This is a genomic window from Micromonospora pattaloongensis, from assembly GCF_900107255.1.
Taxonomy (GTDB): domain Bacteria; phylum Actinomycetota; class Actinomycetes; order Mycobacteriales; family Micromonosporaceae; genus Micromonospora_I; species Micromonospora_I pattaloongensis.
The window spans coordinates 20553-41956 of sequence record NZ_FNPH01000008.1 but is presented as its reverse complement, the minus strand read 5'-3'; the positions used below and the strand labels follow the sequence as shown (position 1 = coordinate 41956).

Here is a 21404-nt window from a genome sequence, read left to right as displayed (position 1 = left end):
CGTGTTGTCTGTGGTGGTCGGCACCGGGCGGTGCGGCTCGACGCTGGTGCAGGAGCTGCTCTCCCGGCACCCCGGGGTCGGCTTCGTGTCGGGCCTGGACGACAAGCTGTCCCGGCTCAACCTCGCCGGGCGGTTCAACGGCGCGCTCTACCGGCGTTCGGCGCCCCGCCCCGCCGGGATGACCTCGCTGAAGCACAGCCGCCGGCTGTTGGAGCGCGGACGGCTGCGGGTCGCGCCGTCGGAGGCGTACGAGCTGCTCGACCGGCACGTGATGGGCGGTTACTCCCGGCCGTGCCGGGATCTGCTCGCCGACGACCTCACCCCGTACGTCGCCCGGCGGCTGCGTGGCTTCTTCGACGGTCGGATCGAGCGGCAGGGCTGCCGGGTGCTGCTGCAACACGTGACCGGGTGGCCGCGCACCGGCTTCCTGGGCGCCGCGTACCCCGAGCTCCGGGTGATCAACGTGGTGCGGGACGGCCGGGCGGTGGCCAACTCCTGGCTGCAGATGGGCTGGTGGGACGGGTGGCGTGGCCCGGACGCGTGGTTGTACGGGCCGCTGCCGCCGGCGCTGCGCGCGGAGTGGGAGTCGTCGGGGCGGTCGTTCCCGGTGCTCGCCGCGCTCGGCTGGAAGATGCTGATGGCGGCCTTCGCCGAGGCGCGCGCGGTGCACCCGGCGGGGCAGTGGCTGGACGTGCGCTACGAGGACCTGATCGCGGCCCCGCGGGAGGAACTGCGCCGGATGCTCGACTTCCTCGGGCTGGACTGGTCGCCGGCGTTCGAGAAGGGGTTCGGCCGGTACACGTTCCACGCCGGGCGCGGGGCGGCCTACCGGGACGAGCTGAGCCCGGCGCAGCTGGCCGCCGTCGAGCGGGTGCTGGCCGAGCCGTTGGCGGCGTGGGGCTACCCGGCGGCGGAGACTTTTGGTCGGTCGGGCGAAAGCTGAGAGCGCTCCACCGAATACATAGACGCATCTAGGCGAATCTATTAGTCTGTCGTTCACAACTTCCGAGTTGTTGCGGCGGTGCCGATGGCGCGGCAATCGTCGTATGTGGACGGCGGCACGGAGTCGACACCGCGCCACCGCCTCCGGCGTCCTGGCGGTCGTGGCACCCCGCCGGGCCGCTGTCCCGTCACGGCAACTGGCGCGGCGGCGCGCGCCCTGCCTGACCCCACCGCAGTCAGGAAAGGGATGCACAGCCATGTCCATATCACGTGGACGGACCGCGGGCGCCGCACTGGTGCTCGTCGCTACGTCGGCCATCACCGCACTGGCGGGGACACCGCCGGCCGCGGCCCATACCATCAACGCCGCCGACTTCCAGCAGGTCACCCTCGCGAAGGGGGTGGCCGAGGTGGGCGAGCCGATGTCGCTGGCGATCCTGCCGGACCGCTCGGTGCTGCACACCGCCCGCAACGGCACGGTACGGCGCACCGACGTCAACGGCACGACGTCGGTGATCGGCACGCTGTCGGTCTACAGCCACGACGAGGAGGGGTTGCAGGGCGTCGGCGTCGACCCCAACTTCGCCTCCAACCGGCAGATCTACCTCTACTACGCCCCGCCGCTGTCCACCCCTGCCGGCGACGCGCCGGCGTCGGGCGGCAACTGGGCGACCTGGCAGGGCGTGAACCGGCTCGCCCGGTTCACCCTCAACGCCGACTTCACCCTGAACATGGGCAGCCAGGTCACCGTCCTCGACGTGCCCGCCGACCGCGGCATGTGCTGCCACGTCGGCGGCGACATCGACTTCGACGCCGCCGGCAACCTCTACCTGTCGACCGGCGACGACACCAACCCGTTCGACTCCGCCGGCTACGCGCCGCTCGACGAGCGCACCGACCGCAACCCCGCGTACGACGCCCAGCGCAGCGCCGGCAACACCAACGACCTGCGCGGCAAGATCCTGCGCATCAAGGTCAACGCCAACGGGTCGTACTCCGTCCCGAGCGGGAACCTGTTCGCCCCGGGCACCCCCAACACCCGCCCCGAGATCTACGCGATGGGCTTCCGCAACCCGTTCCGAATGAGCGTCGACAGGGGCACCGGCGCCGTCTACGTCGGCGACTACGGCCCCGACGCCGGCACCACCGATCCGAACCGCGGCCCCAGCGGCCAGGTGGAGTTCAACCGGATCACCTCGCCCGGCAACTACGGCTGGCCGTACTGCACGGGCACCAACACCTCCAGCGAGACGTACAACGAGTACACCTTCCCGTCCGGCCCGTCGGCCGCGAAGTACAACTGCACCGGCGGCCCGACGAACAACTCGTTCCGCAACACCGGCCAGGGCACGCTGCCACCGGCCCGCCCCGCCTGGATCCGGTACGCGGGCGACGCCGGCTCACCGTCGGAGTTCGGCGGCGGCTCCGAGTCGCCGATGGCCGGCCCGGTCTACCGCTACAACGCCGCGCTCAACTCGCCGGTGAAGTTCCCGCAGGGCTTCGACGGACAGTTCTTCGCCACCGAGTTCGGCCGCGGCTGGATCAAGCCGATCCACGTCAACAGCGACGGCACGCGTGGCGCGATCGAGAGCTTCCCGTGGGTCGGCAAGCAGGTGATGGACTCGGCGTTCGGCCCGGACGGCGCGTACTACGTGCTCGACTACGGCACCGGCTACTTCAACGGCGACGCCAACTCGGCGCTCTACCGCTTCGAGTACATCGGCGGCGGTAACCGCGCGCCGATCGCGGTCGCCAGCGCCAACCGCACCTCCGGCCCCGCGCCGCTGACCGTCACCTTCTCCTCGGCCGGCTCGTCGGACCCGGAGGGCGGGGCGCTCACGTACGCGTGGAACTTCGGCGACGGCACCACCTCCACCGCCGCCAACCCCACGAAGACGTACAACGCCAACGGCACGTACACGGCGACCCTGACCGTGCGCGACCCGGCCGGCGCCACCGGCAGCTCCAGCGTCGTGATCGCGGTCGGCAACTCCGCGCCGACGGTCACGGTCTCGGCGCCCGGCAACGGTCAGCTCTTCGCCTTCGGCGACACCGTGCCCTACCAGATCACGGTCACCGACCCGGAGGACGGCGCGATCGACTGCGCCCGGGTCAAGATGACGTACGTCCTCGGGCACGACAGCCACGGCCACGCGATCACCTCGAAGACCGGCTGCTCCGGCTCGATCACCATCCCGGTCGACGGTGAGCACGACGACGCGGCGAACATCTTCGCCGTCTTCGACGCCGAGTACACCGACAACGGCGGGCTGACCACGCACACCCAGCAGACGCTGCAGCCCAAGCACCGGCAGGCCGAGCACTTCAAGACCATGTCCGGTGTCGGCACCTTCGACAAGGGCACCGCCGAGGGCGGCAAGACCGTCGGCGACATCAACAACGGCGACTGGATCGCGTTCGAGCCGTACCGGCTCGGCAACGTCACGTCGTTCTCGGCCCGGGTCTCCTCCGGCGGCGCCGGCGGCACCCTGCAGGTACGGGCCGGTTCCCCGACCGGGACCGTGCTCGGCTCGGCCACCGTGCCGGTGACCGGCGGCTGGGACATCTTCACCACGGTCTCCGGCGCGATCAGCGGCGCTCCCGCCGGGACCACGACCCTCTACCTCACCTTCGCGGGCAGCGGCACCGGCGCTCTTTACGACGTCGACGCGTTCACGTTCACCACCGGCGGGACCACGCCGCCGCCGACCGGTGGCACCGGGCCGATCCGGGGCCTGGCCGGGAAGTGTCTGGACGTGCGGAACGCGGCGACGGCGGACGGCACGCAGATCCAGATCTACACCTGCAACGGCAGCGGGGCGCAGACCTGGACGGTGACGTCGGGCGGTGGTCCGGTCAGGGCGCTGGGCAAGTGCCTGGATGTCTCGGGTGGGGGCAGCGCGGACGGCACGAAGATCCAGCTGTGGAGTTGCAACGGCACCGGCGCGCAGAACTGGGCGGCGCAGGCGGACGGCACGCTGCGTAACGCGCAGTCGGGCAAGTGCCTGGACGTGTCGGGCAACAACTCGGCCGACGGCACGGTGGTGCACCTGTGGAGCTGCACCGGCGCCGCCAACCAGAAGTGGACCCTGCCTTAACCGAGCGGAGGGGCCCCTCCTGGTCGACGCTGTAGGGAAGGGGCCCTTCCGCACCCCCTCACGGGAGAGATCGAGATGAGACGACAACTCAGCAGATCCGTCCTGGGGATGGCCACCGCCACGTTCGCCATCCTCGCCTGCACCACTGCCGCCGGTCCCGCGGCCGCGGCCGACGCCCCGTACGACGTGCTGGTCTTCTCCAAGACCGCCGGGTTCCGGCACGACTCGATCGCCGTGGGCACCCAGGCGATCCGCGAGCTCGGGGCCGCCAACAGCTTCACCGTGACCGCCACCGAGGACGCGGCGACGTTCACCACCGCCAACCTGAGCCGGTACGAGGCGGTCGTCTTCCTCAACACCACCGGCGACGTGCTCAACCCGACCCAGGAGGCGGCGTTCGAGTCGTACATCCGGGCCGGCGGCGGCTACGTCGGGGTGCACTCGGCCGCGGACACCGAGTACGGCTGGTCCTTCTACGGCAACCTGGTCGGCGCGTACTTCGCCTCGCACCCCGCGATCCAGCAGGCGAACGTCAAGGTGGAGAACCGGGCGCACCCGGCCACCGCCCACCTGCCGCAGACCTGGACCCGCACCGACGAGTGGTACAACTACCAGACCAACGCCCGGTCCACGGCGCGGGTGCTCGCCACCCTCGACGAGTCGTCGTACTCCGGCGGCGGCATGGGCGCCGACCATCCGCACGCCTGGTGCAAGGCGTACGTCGGCGGCCGCGCCTTCTACACCGGCGGCGGCCACACCCAGGCGTCCTACGCCGAGCCGGCGTTCCGGTCGCACCTGCTCGGCGGCATCCGCTACGCCGCCGGCCGCGCCAAGGCCGACTGCCGTCCCGAGACCGGCTACACCACGCTCTACAACGGCTCGACGAGCGGCTGGTCGCAGGCCGGGCCGGGCAGCTTCAGCAACTCCGACGCCACCCTCACCTCGGTCGGCGGCATGGGCCTGTTCTGGTACAGCGCGAAGCAGTTCACCAACTACTCGCTCAAGCTGGACTGGCGGATGCCCGGCGACGACAACTCCGGCGTCTTCATCGGCTTCCCGCCGTCGAGCGACCCGTGGTCGGCGGTGAACAACGGGTACGAGATCCAGATCGACGCCACCGACGCGGTAGACCGCACCACCGGCGCGGTCTACACGTTCAAGTCGGCCGACATCGCCGCCCGCGACGCCGCGCTGAACCCGCCGGGGGAGTGGAACACCTACGAGCTGCTCGTCGAGGGCGAGCGGCTGCAGGTGTTCCTCAACGGCGTGAAGATCAACGACTTCACCAACACCGACCCGGTACGGTCGCTCGCCGGCCACATCGGGATCCAGAACCACGGCACCGGCGACGACGTCTCGTTCCGCAACATCCGGATCAAGGAGCTCGGGGGTACGCAGCCGCCGCCGACCGGTGGCACCGGGCCGATCCGGGGCCTGGCCGGGAAGTGTCTGGACGTGCGGAACGCGGCGACGGCGGACGGCACGCAGATCCAGATCTACACCTGCAACGGCAGCGGGGCGCAGACCTGGACGGTGACGTCGGGCGGTGGTCCGGTCAGGGCGCTGGGCAAGTGCCTGGACGTGTCGGGTGGGGGCAGCGCGGACGGCACGAAGATCCAGCTGTGGAGTTGCAACGGCACCGGCGCGCAGAACTGGGCGGCGCAGGCGGACGGCACGCTGCGTAACGCGCAGTCGGGCAAGTGCCTGGACGTGTCGGGCAACAACTCGGCCGACGGCACGGTGGTGCACCTGTGGAGCTGCACCGGCGCCGCCAACCAGAAGTGGACCCTGCCCTGATCGCGTCCACGCCGCGTTGATCGGGCGGATCGCGACCGTGCCCCGAGCTCGGCCGGGGCGCTGAGCGGCCGGATGGTCGGCACTCTCCCACGGTGCCGGCCATCCGGCGCGTCCCGGTCCGCGCGGCCATCCGGCGCGTCCCGGCCCGCGCGGCCGCCGCGGCGCGTCCCGACTCGCGCGGCGCGTCCCGGACCGGCGACGATGCCTCCCCGCGCGCCTTTGCTCTGCTTACCCATGGGAAACACCCCGGTCGGCGCGCACCTGATCCGATTCTCGCCGTCGCCGTCGCCGTCGCCGTCGCCGTCGCCGTCGCCGTCGCCGTCGCCGTCGCCGTCGCGGCCGCGGTCGCTGGAGCCGTCACTTACCGTGACCGCCGCGTGCGCGCGGCTCCGACCGTCGCTTCGCGACTGCCCAGCTCAGGCCGTGCTTCGTCTCAGTAAGCAGAGCAAAGGAGCGCGGACGCATCGCCCCGACCCCGCCGGCCGTCACCGTGGGTCATCGCTCGGCGGTCCGGTGGGCGCGCCGGTGCGCGCTCTTCCGCATCCGCGCGCCGGGACCTAAGGTGGGCGGTGGTAGTCCCGGAACCGGGTCGGCGTTCCGGGTGGGAGGCGCAACCCACCCGGCGTGGATGCCGTGCGCACGCGCTGTCCTCGGATCCGGGTCGCCACGCGCATTACCGGCCATGGACCGGTCACCCTCGCGCCTGTCCAGCGGACGCCGCACGCGCGGCGTCCGTAGCGAATCCCGGGTAACCGACAGGGGAGAAGCACATCATGGCGCGACCCATCACGCTCTTCACCGGCCAGTGGGCCGACCTTCCGTTCGAGGAGATGTGCCGGCTGGCCTCCGAGTGGGGCTACGACGGCCTGGAGATCGCCTGCTGGGGCGACCACTTCGAGGTCGACAAGGCGCTCGCGGACGACTCGTACATCGAGCGCAAGCGCGAGACGCTCGCCAAGTACAACCTGCAGGTCTTCGCGATCTCGAATCACCTGGTCGGGCAGGCCGTCTGCGACCACCCGATCGACGAGCGGCACCAGGACATCCTGCCGGCGCGGATCTGGGGTGACGGCGAGCCCGAGGGCGTCCGGCAGCGGGCGGCCGAGGAAATCAAGAACACTGCCCGCGCCGCCGCGAGGCTCGGGGTGAAGACCGTCGTCGGCTTCACCGGGTCGTCGATCTGGCACACCGTGGCGATGTTCCCGCCGGTGCCGCCGTCGATGATCGAGAAGGGGTACGAGGACTTCGCGAAGCGCTGGAACCCGATCCTCGACGTCTTCGACGAGGTCGGCGTGCGGTTCGCGCACGAGGTGCACCCGAGCGAGATCGCCTACGACTACTGGACCACCAAGCGGACGCTGGAGGCGATCGGCCACCGGCCCGCGTTCGGCCTGAACTGGGACCCGTCGCACTTCGTCTGGCAGGAGCTGGACCCGGTCAACTTCATCTTCGACTTCGCCGACCGGATCTACCACGTCGACTGCAAGGACGCGAAGGTGCGCACCGGCGACGGCCGGCGCGGCCGGCTCTCGTCGCACCTGCCCTGGGCGGACCTGCGCCGCGGCTGGGACTTCGTCTCCACCGGCCATGGCGACGTGCCGTGGGAGGACTGCTTCCGGGCGCTCAACGCGATCGGGTACGACGGCCCGATCTCGGTCGAGTGGGAGGACGCCGGCATGGACCGGCTCGTCGGCGCGCCCGAGGCGCTGCAGTTCGTCCGGCGGCTCGCCTTCGACGCCCCGTCGGCCGCGTTCGACGCCGCGTTCAGCAGCAAGGAGTAACCGCAGTACGACGAAGCGCCCGCGACGCCGAGCCGGCGTCGCGGGCGCTTCGCTGTGCGGAGCCGCGGTGGGTGGGGACCGGGACCGGATCCCCACCCACCGCCGTCACCCGATCAGCGGCCACCTCCGCGGATCGAGGCCGACAGCTGCGTGTTCACCGCGTCCGCGTCCCGGAGCAGGACCGCCCGGACCTCCGCGTTGGACACCAGCTTCGGGTCCTCGACCAGCGCCCGGAACCGCTCGAGCTGGGCGACCGCGCGCCGCTCCTGCCCGGCGTCCTCGAACTGCCGCACCTTCGCCAGGGAGTTGTGCAGCCGCTGCGCGCCCTTGTCGGACAGCCACCCGGTCGACCGGAACCGGTCGATCAGGTTTGCCATGTCCTTCGTGGACGTGGTGACCGTGAAGCTCACCGACCTGGTGGACGTGTTGCCCGCCTTGTCGGTCGCGCTCACCGCCAGCGTGTGCTTGCCGAGCGACAGCTCGAAGAGCCCCACCAGGGTCCCGTCGAGGATCGGCCTGCCGTCGAGCGTGCCGGTCACCGACGCCAGCCCGGAGGTGCCGTCGGTGGCCGAGAACGTGACGCGCACGTCCTGGCTGTCGCCGTACCTTCCGCCGTCGGCGACCCCGGAGAGCAGGACGGTCGGCGCCGTACCGTCGATCTTGAGTACGGCGGCCTTCACGTCCTCGACGTTGCCGGCCCTGTCGGTCGCGCGGTACCGCAGCGTGTGCTGGCCGTCCCCGCGCACCTCGACCGAGTCGGCGTACGTCGCCCAGGCGCCGCCGTCGAGCGAGTACTCGACCTTCGCCACGCCGGAGGCCCCGTCCGTCGCGCTGATCGTGACCGGCACCGCGCCGCGGTGCCACCCGGCGTCGCCGGACGGCGCGAACGCCGCCGAGGAGACCGGGGCGGTCCCGTCGCGCTTCAGCGTGAGCGACCGGGCCTGCTCGGTGTTGCCGGCCTTGTCCACCGACCGGTACTCCAGCGTCCGCTCGCCGTCGCCGGTGACCAGCACCGGCTCCGTGTACGGCTGCCAGTCCCCGCCGAGCCGGTACTCGGTGCGGTCCACGCCGCTGTCGTCGTCGGTGGCGGCCAGCGTCACCGTGACGTCGGAGCGGTACCAGCCGTCGCTGCCGTCCGGCCCGGCCGGCGACGGGGTCGCCGTCGTGACCGGGGCCGTGGTGTCCGTCAGCTCCTTGATCCGGACGTTACGGAAGTGGACGTCGTCCTCGTTGCCGTGGTTCTGGATACCGATGTAGCTCGGGGCGTTCATCCGCTCCGGGTCGGTGTCGGTGTACTGGTTGATCTTCGTGCCGTTGAGGTAGACCGTGATGGTCTGACCCCGGACCACGATCTCGTACGCGTTCCACTCGCCCGGCGGCTTGAGCGCGGCGTCCCGCGCGGCCAGGTCGGCCGACTGGAAGTTGTAGATCGCGCCGGTCGTCTTCTCCGGCACGTCCGTGGCGTCGATCTGGATCTCGTGGCCCTTGTTGACCGCGAGCCACGGGTCGGTCCCCGGGTTCGGGAAGCCGACGAAGACACCGGCGTTGTCGTCACCGGCCATCTTCCAGTCCAGCTTCAGGCTGTAGTCGCCGAACGGCTGGTCGTACCAGTACAGCCCCAGCCCGCCGTACGACAGCAGCGTGCAGTCCCCGGTGTGCAGGAAGCCACCCGGTCCGGCCTGCTTCCACTTGCCCAGGCTGCCCGGCGTGCCGTCGAAGAGGCTGGCGTAGCCCTCCTCCGGCTTCGTCGGGGTGCACGAGTGCTGCGGCGCGTCGTCGACCCGGAAGAAGTCGAACGTCACCGGGTTGCCCGTGCCGTTGAACGCGGCCAGGCCGACGCTCGGGTTGGGCACCGCCGCCAGCGACCGCGGCCGGCCCACGGTCGTCCACTGCTCGCCGTCGGTGGAGTACGCCGCGGTCACCGTCTGGCCGTCGCTGACCACCCGCATCCAGACCGTGTTCGGGAAGTCGAACGCGAGGTTCGGGGAGCGGTCGACCGCCCCGCCGTCGATCGGCGAACCGTCCTGCTGGTGGATGAACTCGAAGTTGCGCACCCCGTTCGGCACCTCGATGAACGCGAACTTCACGAAGTTGCGGTCATCGCCGTGCACCAGGATCCCGGCCTGCTCGTACGTCTTGCTGTGATCGATGGTCACCTTGGTGACCGCCTGCCACGGCCCGGCCGGCGCCTTCTGCAGCAGGATGTTCTTCGCGTCGGTGGTGCCGCCGTACATGTCGCCGGGCAGCGCGTCGACCTGCAGCGCGCCGCCGCTGACCCGGTAGTGCGCCGGGTCCTCGCGCAGCACGTTCCACCGGCACCGGTCGATGGCATCCCCGGTGAACTCGTCGTCCGGGTTCACCGTGTTGGACGGGTCGGCGCAGGGCGGCGCCAACACGTACGCGTTGATCTTCACCGTGGCCGAAGCCGCCAGCCCCGAGGCGTCCGTCGCGGTCACCTTCGCGGTGTAGAGCCCCGCCCTGGTGTACGTGTGCGACGGGTTCTGCTCCGTGGAGGTGGCGCCGTCGCCGAACTCCCAGGCGTAGCGGAGCGTATCGCCGTCCCGGTCGGTGCCGTTGGCGGTGAACGTCACGTTCACCGGCACCTTGCCCGCGGTGACATCGGCCGCCGCGGTCACCTCCGGCCGGCCGTTGGACGCCACGCCCTTGCCGTGGAAGGTGAACGCGTCGACGTCGAACAGACCACCCCCGGAACCCTTGAAGACCAGGTAGAGCCGGTGGGTGCCGCCCGGGTCGGTGACCGGGGCGACCGCGCTGTCGACGTAGTTGTCGTAGCTGCCGGTGTTCGATACCGGAACCGTGGCGGCCAGCGGGCCGGTGGGGGAGTCCACCCGGAACTCGATCCTTCCGCCGCCCCCGCCGGAGGAGACGCGCGCCTGGACGCCGGTGATGCCGGTCAGGTTGTAGGTGTCGAACGCGATCCAGTCGCCGTCGTCGATGTAGCCCACGCGCTTGCCGCCGCGCGCCCCGCCGGCGTCGACCACCTGGGCGCCGCCCGTCTCGCTGAGGTGCTCGGCCTGCCGTGTCCGTGGCTGCAGCGCCAACCGGGTCTGCCCGGTCAGCGCCGGCAGGCCGTCGGCGCCCTTGTCGGTGTAGGTCGCGGCGAGCACGCCGTAGAGGTTCGTCGCGTCGCCGTGACCGTCGTCGGCCACCGTCGACAGCACGCCCTCACAGGCGTGGGTCTGCACCAGCCCGTGGCTGTGGGTGTCGTGGCCGAGCGCGTAGTCGATCTGCACCCGGTCGCAGTCGACCGTGCCGTCCTCGGGGTCGGTGACGGTGGCCTTGAACGGCACCTGGTCGCCGAACTGGAAGATCCCGCCGGCCGGCGGGCTGGCGAACGCGACCACCGGCGCGGTGTTGCCGACCGTGACCTGCACGCTGGCGCTGCCGGCGTTGCCGGCCGGGTCGGTCACCGTCAGCCGCGCGGTGAACTGGCCCTTCGTGGTGTACGTGAACGTCGGGTTCGGCTCGGTCGAGTCGGCCGTGCCGTCGCCGTCGAAGTCCCAGCTGTAGCTCAGCGCGTCACCCGGGTCGGGATCGCGGGTCCCCGCCGACGAGAACGTCACGGTCAGCGGCGCGGCGCCCGAGGTCGGGGTGCCCGTCGCGACCGCGACCGGGGAACGCTTGCCCTTGACGTAGTCGATCCGGTAGAGCGCGGAGTCCGGCGCGCCGCCGAAGTAGCCGCTGCCGTAGTCGAGGACGTAGAGCGAGCCGTCCGGCCCGAACTCGATGTCCATCGGCCGGACCACCTGCTCGGCGAACGGGTTGATCGCCAGCGGGCGCCCCTGCTCGTCGAGGGTGATGTTCTTGATCCAGCCGCGACCCCACTCGGCGGCGAAGAAGGTCCCGTCGAAGTAGGCCGGGAACTTCGTGTCCCACTTCAGGTTCGGGTCGTAGCGGTAGACCGGGCCGCCCATCGGCGACTCGCTGCCGTCACCGAACTCCGGCACCGACGCCCCGTCGTACGCGATCCAGGCGGGCTGCGCCGCGGGCAGGTCGCGCTTGCCGGTGTTGCGCGGCGAGTCGTTCTTCGGCGCCGCGCAGTCGAACTTCGCCCCCGACGTGCCGGTCGCGAAGTCGACGTCGTTGAACGGGACGTTCGGGCCGACGCAGTACGGCCAGCCGAAGTTGCCGGCCTGGCGGATCTGGTTGAACTCCACCATCCCGGCGGGGCCACGGTTGGGGTCCGCGCCGCCCGCGTCGGGGCCGTACTCGCCGAGGTAGAGCCAGCCGGTCTTCGGGTCGACGGTGAACCGGAACGGGTTCCGGAAGCCCATCGCGTAGATCTCCGGCCGGGTGCCCGCCTCGCCCGCGGGGAACAGGTTGCCCGCCGGCACGTCGTAGCTGCCGTCGGCGTTCACCTTGATCCGCAGCACCTTGCCGCGCAGGTCGTTGGTGTTGCCGGAGGCGCGCTGCGCGTCGTACGCCGGGTTGCGGCCGGCCCGCTCGTCGATCGGCGTGTAGCCGTTGGAGGCGAACGGGTTGCTGTCGTCGCCGGTGGAGAGGTAGAGGTTGCCGGCCGCGTCGAAGGCGATGTCACCGCCGGCGTGGCAGCAGATGCCGCGGTTGGCCGGCACCTCCAGGATCTTCTTCTCGCTGGCCAGGTCGACGGCGTCGCCGGTCAGCGTGAACCGGGACAGCCGGTTGACCCCGTCGAAGCGCGCGAAGTCCGCGGCGGTGCCGTCGTTCGGCGCATCACCCTCCGGAGTGGACAGCGGCGGCGCGTAGTAGAGGTAGATCCAGCCGTTGCCGGCGAAGCCGGGGTCCACCCCGACGCCCTGCAGGCCGTCCTCGTCGTGGTTGTAGACCGGGATCCGGCCGGCGAGCGTGGTTGTGCCGCTGGGGGAGGTGATGAACACCCGGCCGTCGCGCGAGGTGTGCAGCACCCGCCGGTCCGGCAGCACCGCCATGTTCATCGGCTCGCCGGTGGTGTCGGCGCCCCGGGCGAGCGTCACCTGCTCGAAGTTGGCGTCGACCGTCGCGCCGCAGTCGGCCGCGACCGCGCCCGCCGCGCTCTGGATGCCGCCGAGCAGGTGCTTCAGGAACTCCGGCTCCGCGTACGACGCCTCGGTGTGACCGCCGCCGGTGTACCAGGACCGGCCGCCGCGGTAGTCGTGACACCAGGCGATCGGGTGGTCCAGCCCCATCGCGCCGCCGCCCGCGTTGTACGACTTCTCGTCCAGCGTCGCCAGCACGTGCACCTTGCCGCGCGGGTTGGTCTGGTAGTTGTACCACTCGTCGGTGCGGGTCCACCGCGACGGTATGTCCTTCGTAGACGGATGCATCCGGTCCGCGGTGCGCACCGTCGACTGCTGGATCGCCGGGTGGTCCTTGAAGTACGCCCCGACGAGGCCGCCGTAGAACGCCCAGTCGTACTCGGTGTCGGCCGCCGCGTGCACTCCGGCGTATCCGCCGCCGCGCTCGATGTACCGCTCGAACGCGCCCTGCTGCTCACCGTTGAGCACGTCGCCGGTGGTCGACAGCCAGATCACCACGTCGTAGTTGCTCAGGTTGTCGTCGGTGAACGCCGCCGAGTCCTCCGTGGTGTCCACCGCGAAGTTGTGCTGCTGGCCGAGCTGCTGGATCGCGGCGATCCCCTGGGGAATCGAGCTGTGCCGGAACCCGGCGGTCTTCGAGAAGACCAGGGCGCGGAAGTCGGGCGCGGCGGCCTGCGCGGCGGCCGGGGCGGCCTGCGCGGGGGCCGACAGCGCCGCGGCTATCGGCAGCGCCAGCAGCGGTGTGACCACCGCCGCGAGCAGTTGGCGTAACGATCGTCGGGACACGCGTCCTCCTCAACGTTCTGAACGGGCGGCTGCCGTGCGGCCGCCGCCCGGTGTGGCGCCGTTGACCCAAGGTGCGGAGGTGATCGTGGTGCGACCGTCGCCGGACAGGCACGTCGGGGCGCGGATCGGCGCTCGACGTGACGCGCGCGTGCCACTCGCGGGCGTCGACGGTGAACGACGGCGGCCGCGTACGCCGGCACGGCTGCCGTCGGTGTGGTGGGGGTCGGCGAGCGGTACGGGGGTTCGGCGCCGGGGGTTCGGGGGAGGCTCGGCCAACTCCTAGCCGGACAATAATTGACAGCGGTAACAAAGAACAGGCCCGCGCATTCAACTTCCACCGCCCGGGCGCAAAGTGGGGGCCGGTCGCCGCCCGCGACCGGCCCCCTTACCCCACCCCCGGTTAGACCGTGGTGCCGTTGGCCCCGCCCTTCGGGCCGCTCGGCTTGGGCATCTCGGCCGTGGCGGCGCTGCCGCTCGACGTCGACCGCCCGCCGACGCTCGACGTGGCGAACTCGCTGCCGTCGACGCCCAGCTTCTCGCCGAGCTTCGAGTGGCTCAGCTTGTCCTTACCCTCCGAGTACAGCCGGGTGGCCTGGGCCTGTGCGACCCCGGCCGCCTCCTGCACCGTCGGGTGGTCCAGCACCTTACGCGCGTTGAGGACGATCTCTTCGTACTTCTCCCGGCCCGCGCGGGCGCCCAGGACGAAGCCCGCTGCCATCCCGCCGAGGAACATAAGCTTTCCGCGCATGGCGGCTCCTTCCGTGCCTGACGCGTGTGGTGTCCGAGATCGCTCCGGCTACCCACCGTGTTCGCGCCTGCGTCGTCTGTCCTGAGTTACCTACCCATCCTCCTCCCGAGTCATGCGCGATCGGCGCCCGCTTGGCGGTTTGCCCCGGTTTCGCCGCCCGGCGTGTCGGCGATAACCCCGTGGCGCACGACCGGGAAACGTCATGTACTCTTGTTCCGTCGCACCGAGCCGGAGTGATCCGGAGCGCCACGCGATCCCCTGTAGCTCAATTGGCAGAGCAGCCGGCTGTTAACCGGCAGGTTATTGGTTCGAGTCCAATCGGGGGAGCTCTTCCTCCCACATCCGCCCGCCGGCCTCCGCTGGCGGGCGTTTTTGCGTTTCCGCCCCGTTCGGGTCGCCGATCACCCGCTTCCGCCTAGGCTGCGAGTTGCGTCGATGCGATCGTCGATTCGAGGGGGCGTGGATGGCGGGCGGCACTCGGAGAGCACTGCTCACCGCGATCGCGGTGGTGCTCGGCTGGCTGGTGGTCGGTGGGGTGGTCGGCCCGTACGCCGGCAAGCTCGGGGAGGTCGCCACCAACGACAACACCTCCTTCCTGCCCGCCGACGCCGAGGCCACCCGCGCGCAGGAATTGGCCACCGGCTTCACCAGCCGGCCGACCACCCCGGCCCTCGTGATTTACGAGCGCGGCTCCGGGATCACCGACGCCGACCGGCAGCGGGCCGCCGGCGACGCCGCCGAGTTCGCCCGCGTCCCCGGCGTCGTCGGCCCGGTGTCGCCGCCGATCCCGAGCGAGGACGGCCGGGCGCTGCAGGTGATCGTCCCGCTGGACGAGTCGCTGCGCGACGGACTCGGCCCCAGCGTCGACCGGCTGCGCGCCATCACCGGGCGGGACAGCCCCGGCCTCGCCGTGCACGTCACCGGGCCGGCCGGCTTCCTCGCCGACCTCGTCGAGGTCTTCAAGAGCATCGACGTCACGCTGCTGCTGGTCACCGCGACCGTCGTGCTGGTGATCCTGCTCGTCGTCTACCGCAGCCCGGTGCTCTGGATCATCCCGATGCTCGCCGCCGGGATCTCGTACGCGCTGGCGGCCTTCGCCGTCTACCTGCTCGCCGACGCCGACGTGATCGTCCTGAACGGGCAGGCCCAGGGCATCCTCACCGTGCTCGTCTTCGGGGCCGGCACCGACTACGCGCTGCTGCTGATCGCCCGCTACCGGGAAGAACTGCGCCGCCACGACCGTACCGTCGACGCCCTGAAGGCCGCGTGGCGCGGCGCCGCACCGGCGATCATCGCCTCGGCCGGCACGGTCATCGCCAGCCTGCTCTGCCTGTTGCTCTCCAGCCTCAACTCCAACCGCGCCCTCGGCCCCGTCTCGGCGGTCGGCATCGTCGCCACCCTGCTCGTCATGCTCACCCTGCTGCCCGCGCTGCTGCTGATCGGCGGCCGGTGGGTGTTCTGGCCGCGGATACCCCGCACCGACCCGGCCGCCGCCGAGCGGCCCGGCGGCCTGTGGCGGCGCGTCGCCGACCTCGTCGCCCGGCGCGCCCGGCCCGTCTGGATCGCCACCACGCTGGCGCTCGCGGCCTGCGCGCTCGGGCTCACCCAGCTCGGCTCGACCGCGCTCGGCCAGTCCGACGTCTTCACCACCCGGCCCGACTCCGTCGCCGGTCAGGAGGCGCTGGTCCGGCACTATCCCGGCGGCGCCGGCAGCCCCGCCACCATCATCACCGCCGCGTCGACCGCCGAGACGGTCACCGCCGCCGCCCGGGCCGTCCCCGGAGTGGTCCGGGTGGCGCCGCTGACCGAGGGACAGCCCGCGACCGGCGGCCCGCCGACCGGCCCACCCCGGGTCGTCGACGGCCGGGTTCAGCTGCTCGCGACGCTCGCCGCCCCCGGCGACACGGCCGAGGCGGAGCAGACCGTACGCCAGCTGCGCGAAGCCGTGCACGCCGTCCCCGGCGCCGGCGCGCTCGTCGCCGGCGCCACCGCGACCAGCGTCGACGTGATGGACGCGTCGACCCGCGACCGCAACGTCATCATCCCGGTGATCCTCGTGGTGATCGCGCTGATCCTGGCGCTGCTGCTGCGCTCGCTGCTCGCCCCGGTGCTGCTGATCGCCACCGTGGTGCTGTCGTTCGCCGCCACCCTCGGGCTCTGCGCGCTGCTGTTCCGGCACGTCTTCGGCTATCCCGGCGTGGACGCCTCGTTCCCGCTGTTCGCGTTCGTCTTCCTGGTGGCGCTCGGCATCGACTACAACATCTTCCTGATGACGCGGGTGCGGGAGGAGTCGCTGTGCCGGGGCACCCGGGACGGGGTGCGGTACGGGCTGATCGCGACCGGGGGAGTGATCACGTCCGCGGGGGTCGTGCTCGCGGCGACGTTCTCGGCGCTCGCCGTCCTGCCGCTCATCGTCCTGGTCGAGCTGGGCGTCGCGGTGGCGCTCGGCGTCCTCCTCGACACGGTCATCGTGCGCTCCCTCCTCGTCCCTGCCCTCGTCCACGACCTCGGCCGGATCATCTGGTGGCCCAGCCGCCTCCCGCGCGAGCCGGCGGATCGGTGATTTTCAGTCATGTGAATACGTGCTGATCACGCGGCATCCGCTGATCGATGAACCGGCACGGCCGAAACGGACACGAGTCGCGCGACGTGGTGGTCCGGGCAGCGCTCTGCGGGATAAGATCCCGGCGCTGGTAGGGGGCGGTAGCTCAGCCGGTTAGAGCAGGGGACTCATAATCCCTCGGTCGCGGGTTCGAGTCCCGCCCGCCCCACCGACCGGACCATTGTGCGAACCGGTGGTTATTCATCGTGAGTGCCCCCGTCCGGGTCGGGCGGGGGCATCGTTGTGTCGGTGGGGATCTTGAACACGGGGACGACTCCCTGGTCGGTGAGTCGGACCTCGGCGATGAGGGTCTCGATGGCGGCCTTGCGTCCGGTGGTGGTGCCGCTGGTCATGATCGTGCTGACGTGGTCGCGGATCCGGGTGATGGTGCCGGGCGGTGGGGGTGCCGGTGGGGCGGCGAGGTCGGCTTCGAGTTCGGCGTGCCGGGTCTGGAGTTGGGCCAGTCGTTGGCGGAGTTCGCGGATACGTGGCCCGGCGGTGCCGTCGTCCATGGTGCAGTTCTCGAACGCGGTGTGGTAGCGGGTGATCGCCGTTTCGGTGCTGGTGATCTGGTGGGCGGTGCCGGTGAGTTCGGCGCGTCGGTCGTCGCTGGTGGAGTCTTGTTGGGCTTGGGCGCGTTCGATCATGGCGGTGAGGACGGGTTCGGCGGTGGTGTAGAAGTCGTAGAGGGCTTGCAGGACCATCTGGTTGAGGTCGTCGGCGGGGAGCCGGGGTGCTTGGCAGGTCGTGCGTAACGAATTGGTCACGAACCTTGTCGGTGATCCCTTCTATTGCTATGGAGCGTCCTCTTGTGGCTCGGAGTTCCTTCCCTTGCCTGCCCGGCCCATCCGTGTCCGGGCGCCTCCTGGCGCAGGCGCTGAGCGTGGTTGTCGGGCTCCAACGTGAGGACGGCAATTGAACAGGCACCCCGGGATCGGCGCCGACGTAACCGCAGCCGTTTTCAACTTGCACCGCACCGCCAGGGATTCGCAGCGGGCAGCCGTCACCAGTGTTGATCACTTTGGGCAAGAAGGGCACAATCGCAGGGTGATCGCGAGCGTGTTCTTCGACGTGGGCGAGACAATCGTCGACGAGTCCCGGGAGTACGGGACCTGGGCGGACTGGCTGGGCGTACCCCGGCACACCTTCTCGGCCGTCTTCGGGGCGGTGATCGCTCGCGGCTTGGACTACCGGGAGACGTTCCAGGTCTTCCGGCCCGGGTTCGACCTGGCTGAGGAGCGTAAGCGCCGCGCCGCGGTCGGCCAGCCGGAGCATTTCTCGGAGGAAAACCTGTACCCGGATGCTCGGCCGTGCCTGGCCGCGCTGCGTGAGTTGGGCGTGCAGGTGGGTCTGGCCGGGAACCAGACGGCACGGGCCGAGACGATCCTGCGAGCCTTGGACCTGCCGGTGGACGTGATCGGCACGTCGGACGGTTGGGGCGTGGAAAAGCCGTCGGCGGCGTTCTTTGAGCGCGTTGTCGCGGAGGCGGGCTGCCCAGCCGATCAGGTGCTCTACGTCGGGGACCGGCTAGACAACGACATCCGGCCCGCGCAAGATGCCGGGATCGCGACCGCGCTGGTCCGGCGCGGCCCCTGGGGATACATCCTCGATGACAGGGCGGTCAGCGAGCGCTGCCTGTTCCGGCTCGACTCGCTGGCTGAGCTGCCCGAGCTGGTGCGCAAGCACAACGAGTCGGCGGCTTAGCTGCCGGGTAGGGCGGCTCTGCTGGCGGCGAGGGCGGCGATCCGTTCGTCGAGCCGCCTGCCCTGCCGGCTGTCGCCGAGTACGTGCCGGACGGCCCTGACTCGGTCCAGGCCAGTGCCGTACCAGTCGGTGTGTAGGGCGTCCATCGCCTGGTTGAGATAGTCGGCGGCGTGGTCGCCGTCGCCGCTGTGTGCGGAGGCGAGGTCGGCGAGTATGACGCTGCGCTGCTTGGCCGCGTTGGCAGTCAGGCCGGCGAGGGCCTCGGTGAGCTGTCTGGTGGCCTCGGTGTGGTCGTCGGCCGCGAGGGCCGCGTAGCCGGCGAAGGAGTGCAGCCGACCGGCGTCGTAGAAGTCGAGCCATTCCGGCGGGGTGGGGTTGGCCTCGATCGCGGTTGCAGCGAGGTCGATCTGGTGGCGGCTGGCTGCTCCGGCGCCGGCGCGGGCTTCTACTTCCGAGGCGACGCAGTGCAGCCACGAGCGGACGGCCGGGCTGACGCCGTGCCAGGTGTGCTGCAGCGCGGCGTCGACCAGTGGGCGGGCGGCAGAGGGGTCGTGACTGAAGGCGGGGATAAAGGCCATGTGGCCAAGGACGCCGGCGGCCAGGGCGTGGTCTCCGGCTTCCCGGGTGGCGGCGAGGGCGACGTCGTAGCAACGCTGGGCGACGGCGGGTTGGTTGAGGTCGAAGAACGCCAGCCGGGCGGTGAGGAGCGCGGACTCGGCGAGGGCGGCGGCGAGGGCGGTGCGGCTGGTGCCGCTCGCCGCTCGGACCAGTCCGGTGCCGAGCTGGGTGTGAGCGTATGCGGCCTCGTAGAGCGGCCGCGCCGGGCTGGTCCAGTACAGCGCCCGCTGGCAGCGAACGATTTCGGTGTACGCGTCCGGGTCGACGGTCTTCGCGTCGGCATGCGTTGCCTGCGGGTCCAGTGACAGCAGCGGCGCGACCAGCGGGAGCATGCTCGCGCCGAACAGTGCTCGGAGGACGGCTGCCCGGTCCCAGCCGGCTTCGTTGTCGTCTCCGGTGAGCATGTCCCACAACCTCCTGAACTCGTGCAGTGTCTCCGCCTGCGGGCACATGGCCAGCTCATCGGGGGTGAGCAGGCCGAGCTGGCTGGCTGTCTTGTCGAAGATGGCCACCAGGTGCTTGCGGTAGCGGGGGTCGGGCCACCGTTCGCCCGTCTCCCATCGCCGCACCGTGTTGGCGTTGAGGCCGGTGTCGGTCTCTCCGGCATGGCTCATCCCCGCACGAATACGCTCGGCGACCTCCTCGTACGACCAGCCCCGCTGAAGCCTCTCCCACGCTAGCCGGCGGTTCGGGGGATAGCGCCGTCCGGCCATCTGAGCACCTCCGCGCATTGCCTGTCGACGACCGTCACGCTAGCCACCTCCGCTACGGCCCGTCACTACCTGGCTGCGAGCGGACGGCTAGTGGACGGTACCGCCCGGCCTTTGTGGACGGTTCGCTGTTGACGAGCATCGAAGACCGCTGCCGAGCGGCGGGCCAGCTCACCGACCCATTGTCATCGACGCCAGGGGATTCATGGTGGACAGATTGATCGAGTCTGGCAAGGCGGCCAGGGAGCTGACTCGGCCCACTGTAGCGGCGGCTGGATGTGCGTTCGTGAGGTTGACTCCCCGTCCGCGTACCGCCATCGAGGCTGCGCGGGCGGGTGACCGGCGGGGTGCTCCCAGCCGCCGCCTCGCGATGGCGGACCCGCCGGGATCCCAGCGGGTCCGCCAGGACTGGCAACCAAGAGGTCCGCGGGTTCGTCGAGCGGTGGCGCCATGACCGTGTACGTTTCGCGGCACGCCTTCGCCAGCAGCACGGGCACGCCACGCCCCTCGGCTTCCGCCTCCGTGCAGGTGGCTACCGGCCGGGCGACGGTCTCGTCGGCCGAACCACCTCTACTCACGCATGTGTGGCAGCGGGTGTTCGCGCAGCGGACCGGCACTGGTGGGCAGCGATGATGGCCCGGGTGCTGGTGAGCGGGGCTGCCGGGTTCATCGGCTCACATCTGGTTGACGCGCTCCTCTCCCGTGGTGTGGAGGTGGTCGGCCTGGACCGCCGCCGGCTCGGTGAGCACGCCATCGCGGATGAGAACCTCGCGGCAGCAATCGGGAATCCCCTGTTCACCCCGCTACGCCGGGACCTGTCCACCGACCAGCTCGACGACGCCGTGGACGGCTGCGACACGGTCTTTCACCTGGCCGCCCGGCCAGGAGTCCGTCCGTCGTGGGGCGCTGAGTTCGTCGACTACGCCCAGGCCAACGTGCTTGGCACCCACCGGCTGCTCGACGCCTGCGCTCGATCGGGCGTACGACGGGTGGTCTACGCCTCGTCGTCCAGCGTCTACGGCCCAGCGAACCGGCCCAGCCATGAAGATGACCCGACCTGTCCGGTCTCGCCATACGGCGTCAGCAAGCTCGCCGCCGAGCACCTGTGCCTGGCCCACGCCCGCCGACCGGACAGCCGGCTCACCGCCGTGGCGCTGCGCTACTTCACCGTGTACGGGCCGCGGCAACGGCCCGACATGGCGATCGGTCGGCTGTTGTTCGCCGCGTACACCGGTTTCCCGGTCACGATCTTCGGCGACGGCAGCCAGCGGCGGGAGTTCACCTACATCGGCGACGTCGTCGCCGCCACGCTCGCCGCCGCGTACGTGGATGCCCGCTACGCCGTGGTCAACGTCGGCGGCGGGGCGAGCGTCTCCATGCGCGGCGCGATCGAGGAGGCCTCCAAGGTCACGGGCCGGCACATCCCGGTCCAGGCGGCGGACGCCCAGCCCGGGGACGTCCCGTCGACCTCGGCCGACCTGACCCGCGCGGGCCGGCTGCTCGGCTACTGGCCCACCGTCGGTTTGCACGAGGGCATGGCCCGCCAGTCCGCCTGGCTGGTCAACCTCTCCCGCGATCGGCTTGCTGCCTTCACCTCCTGATC

At 71.0% G+C, this 21404-nt stretch carries 12 protein-coding genes and 2 tRNA genes; 10 read left to right on the top strand and 4 right to left on the bottom strand.

Annotation, left to right across the window (positions count from 1 at the left end):
* Position 1 precedes the first annotated feature (1 nt).
* From BLW47_RS18920 to BLW47_RS18905, 4 genes are all read left to right on the top strand, one after another.
* Complete coding sequence (locus BLW47_RS18920) at positions 2-943, top strand: sulfotransferase family protein (RefSeq protein WP_175543710.1); 942 nt, start codon at positions 2-4, stop codon at positions 941-943.
* A 256-nt stretch (positions 944-1199) separates the two neighbouring features.
* A complete protein-coding gene (locus BLW47_RS18915; RefSeq protein ID WP_091559470.1) occupies positions 1200-4040 on the top strand; it encodes a PQQ-dependent sugar dehydrogenase in 2841 nt (946 codons plus the stop codon).
* Between the two features lie 75 nt (positions 4041-4115).
* Complete coding sequence (locus BLW47_RS18910; RefSeq protein WP_091559467.1) at positions 4116-5837, top strand: ThuA domain-containing protein; 1722 nt, start codon at positions 4116-4118, stop codon at positions 5835-5837.
* A 773-nt stretch (positions 5838-6610) separates the two neighbouring features.
* Positions 6611-7618, top strand: a complete 1008-nt coding sequence (locus BLW47_RS18905) for a sugar phosphate isomerase/epimerase family protein (RefSeq protein WP_091559464.1) — start codon at positions 6611-6613, stop codon at positions 7616-7618.
* A gap of 113 nt (positions 7619-7731) precedes the next feature.
* Here BLW47_RS18905 and BLW47_RS25420 read toward each other — a convergent pair whose 3' ends face one another.
* Both BLW47_RS25420 and BLW47_RS18895 read right to left on the bottom strand, forming a co-directional pair.
* On the bottom strand, positions 7732-13419 hold the full coding sequence (locus BLW47_RS25420; RefSeq protein WP_217634899.1) for a ThuA domain-containing protein: 5688 nt from the start codon (positions 13417-13419) through the stop codon (positions 7732-7734).
* Positions 13420-13819: 400 nt separating this feature from the next.
* Positions 13820-14167, bottom strand: coding sequence for a hypothetical protein (locus BLW47_RS18895; RefSeq protein WP_091559458.1), 348 nt, complete (start codon positions 14165-14167; stop codon positions 13820-13822).
* A gap of 254 nt (positions 14168-14421) precedes the next feature.
* Here BLW47_RS18895 and BLW47_RS18890 point away from each other — a divergent pair.
* The 3 genes from BLW47_RS18890 to BLW47_RS18880 all read left to right on the top strand — a co-directional run bounded on the left by BLW47_RS18890 (position 14422) and on the right by BLW47_RS18880 (position 16938).
* Positions 14422-14494, top strand: a tRNA-Asn gene (locus tag BLW47_RS18890).
* 136 nt (positions 14495-14630) lie between these two features.
* Positions 14631-16730 (top strand): MMPL family transporter, encoded by a 2100-nt coding sequence (locus BLW47_RS18885; RefSeq protein ID WP_091559455.1) that lies wholly within the window; start codon positions 14631-14633, stop codon positions 16728-16730.
* 134 nt (positions 16731-16864) lie between these two features.
* A tRNA-Ile gene (locus tag BLW47_RS18880) sits at positions 16865-16938 on the top strand.
* A gap of 28 nt (positions 16939-16966) precedes the next feature.
* Here BLW47_RS18880 and BLW47_RS25225 read toward each other — a convergent pair.
* Entirely contained in the window at positions 16967-17536 is a 570-nt protein-coding gene (locus tag BLW47_RS25225; protein WP_175543709.1) for a hypothetical protein, read from the bottom strand.
* A 280-nt stretch (positions 17537-17816) separates the two neighbouring features.
* Between BLW47_RS25225 and BLW47_RS18870 the strand changes: the two genes are divergently transcribed.
* Positions 17817-18473 carry an HAD family hydrolase gene (locus tag BLW47_RS18870; protein ID WP_091559452.1) on the top strand — a complete coding sequence of 219 codons (657 nt, stop codon included), beginning with the start codon at positions 17817-17819 and terminating at the stop codon, positions 18471-18473.
* On the opposite strand, the gene BLW47_RS18865 is transcribed toward BLW47_RS18870, so the two are convergent.
* Complete coding sequence (locus tag BLW47_RS18865) at positions 18470-19804, bottom strand: helix-turn-helix domain-containing protein (protein ID WP_091559450.1); 1335 nt, start codon at positions 19802-19804, stop codon at positions 18470-18472. The two genes, BLW47_RS18870 and BLW47_RS18865, sit on opposite strands and share 4 nt — an antisense overlap.
* 447 nt (positions 19805-20251) lie before the next feature.
* On the opposite strand from BLW47_RS18865, the gene amcA reads away from it, so the two are divergent.
* Positions 20252-20434 (top strand): multiple cyclophane-containing RiPP AmcA, encoded by a 183-nt coding sequence (gene amcA / locus BLW47_RS25945; protein ID WP_139307368.1) that lies wholly within the window; start codon positions 20252-20254, stop codon positions 20432-20434.
* Complete coding sequence (locus tag BLW47_RS18860) at positions 20386-21402, top strand: NAD-dependent epimerase/dehydratase family protein (protein ID WP_245736764.1); 1017 nt, start codon at positions 20386-20388, stop codon at positions 21400-21402. Before amcA ends, BLW47_RS18860 begins: the two co-directional genes overlap by 49 nt.
* The last annotated feature ends 2 nt before the right edge of the window (positions 21403-21404 follow it).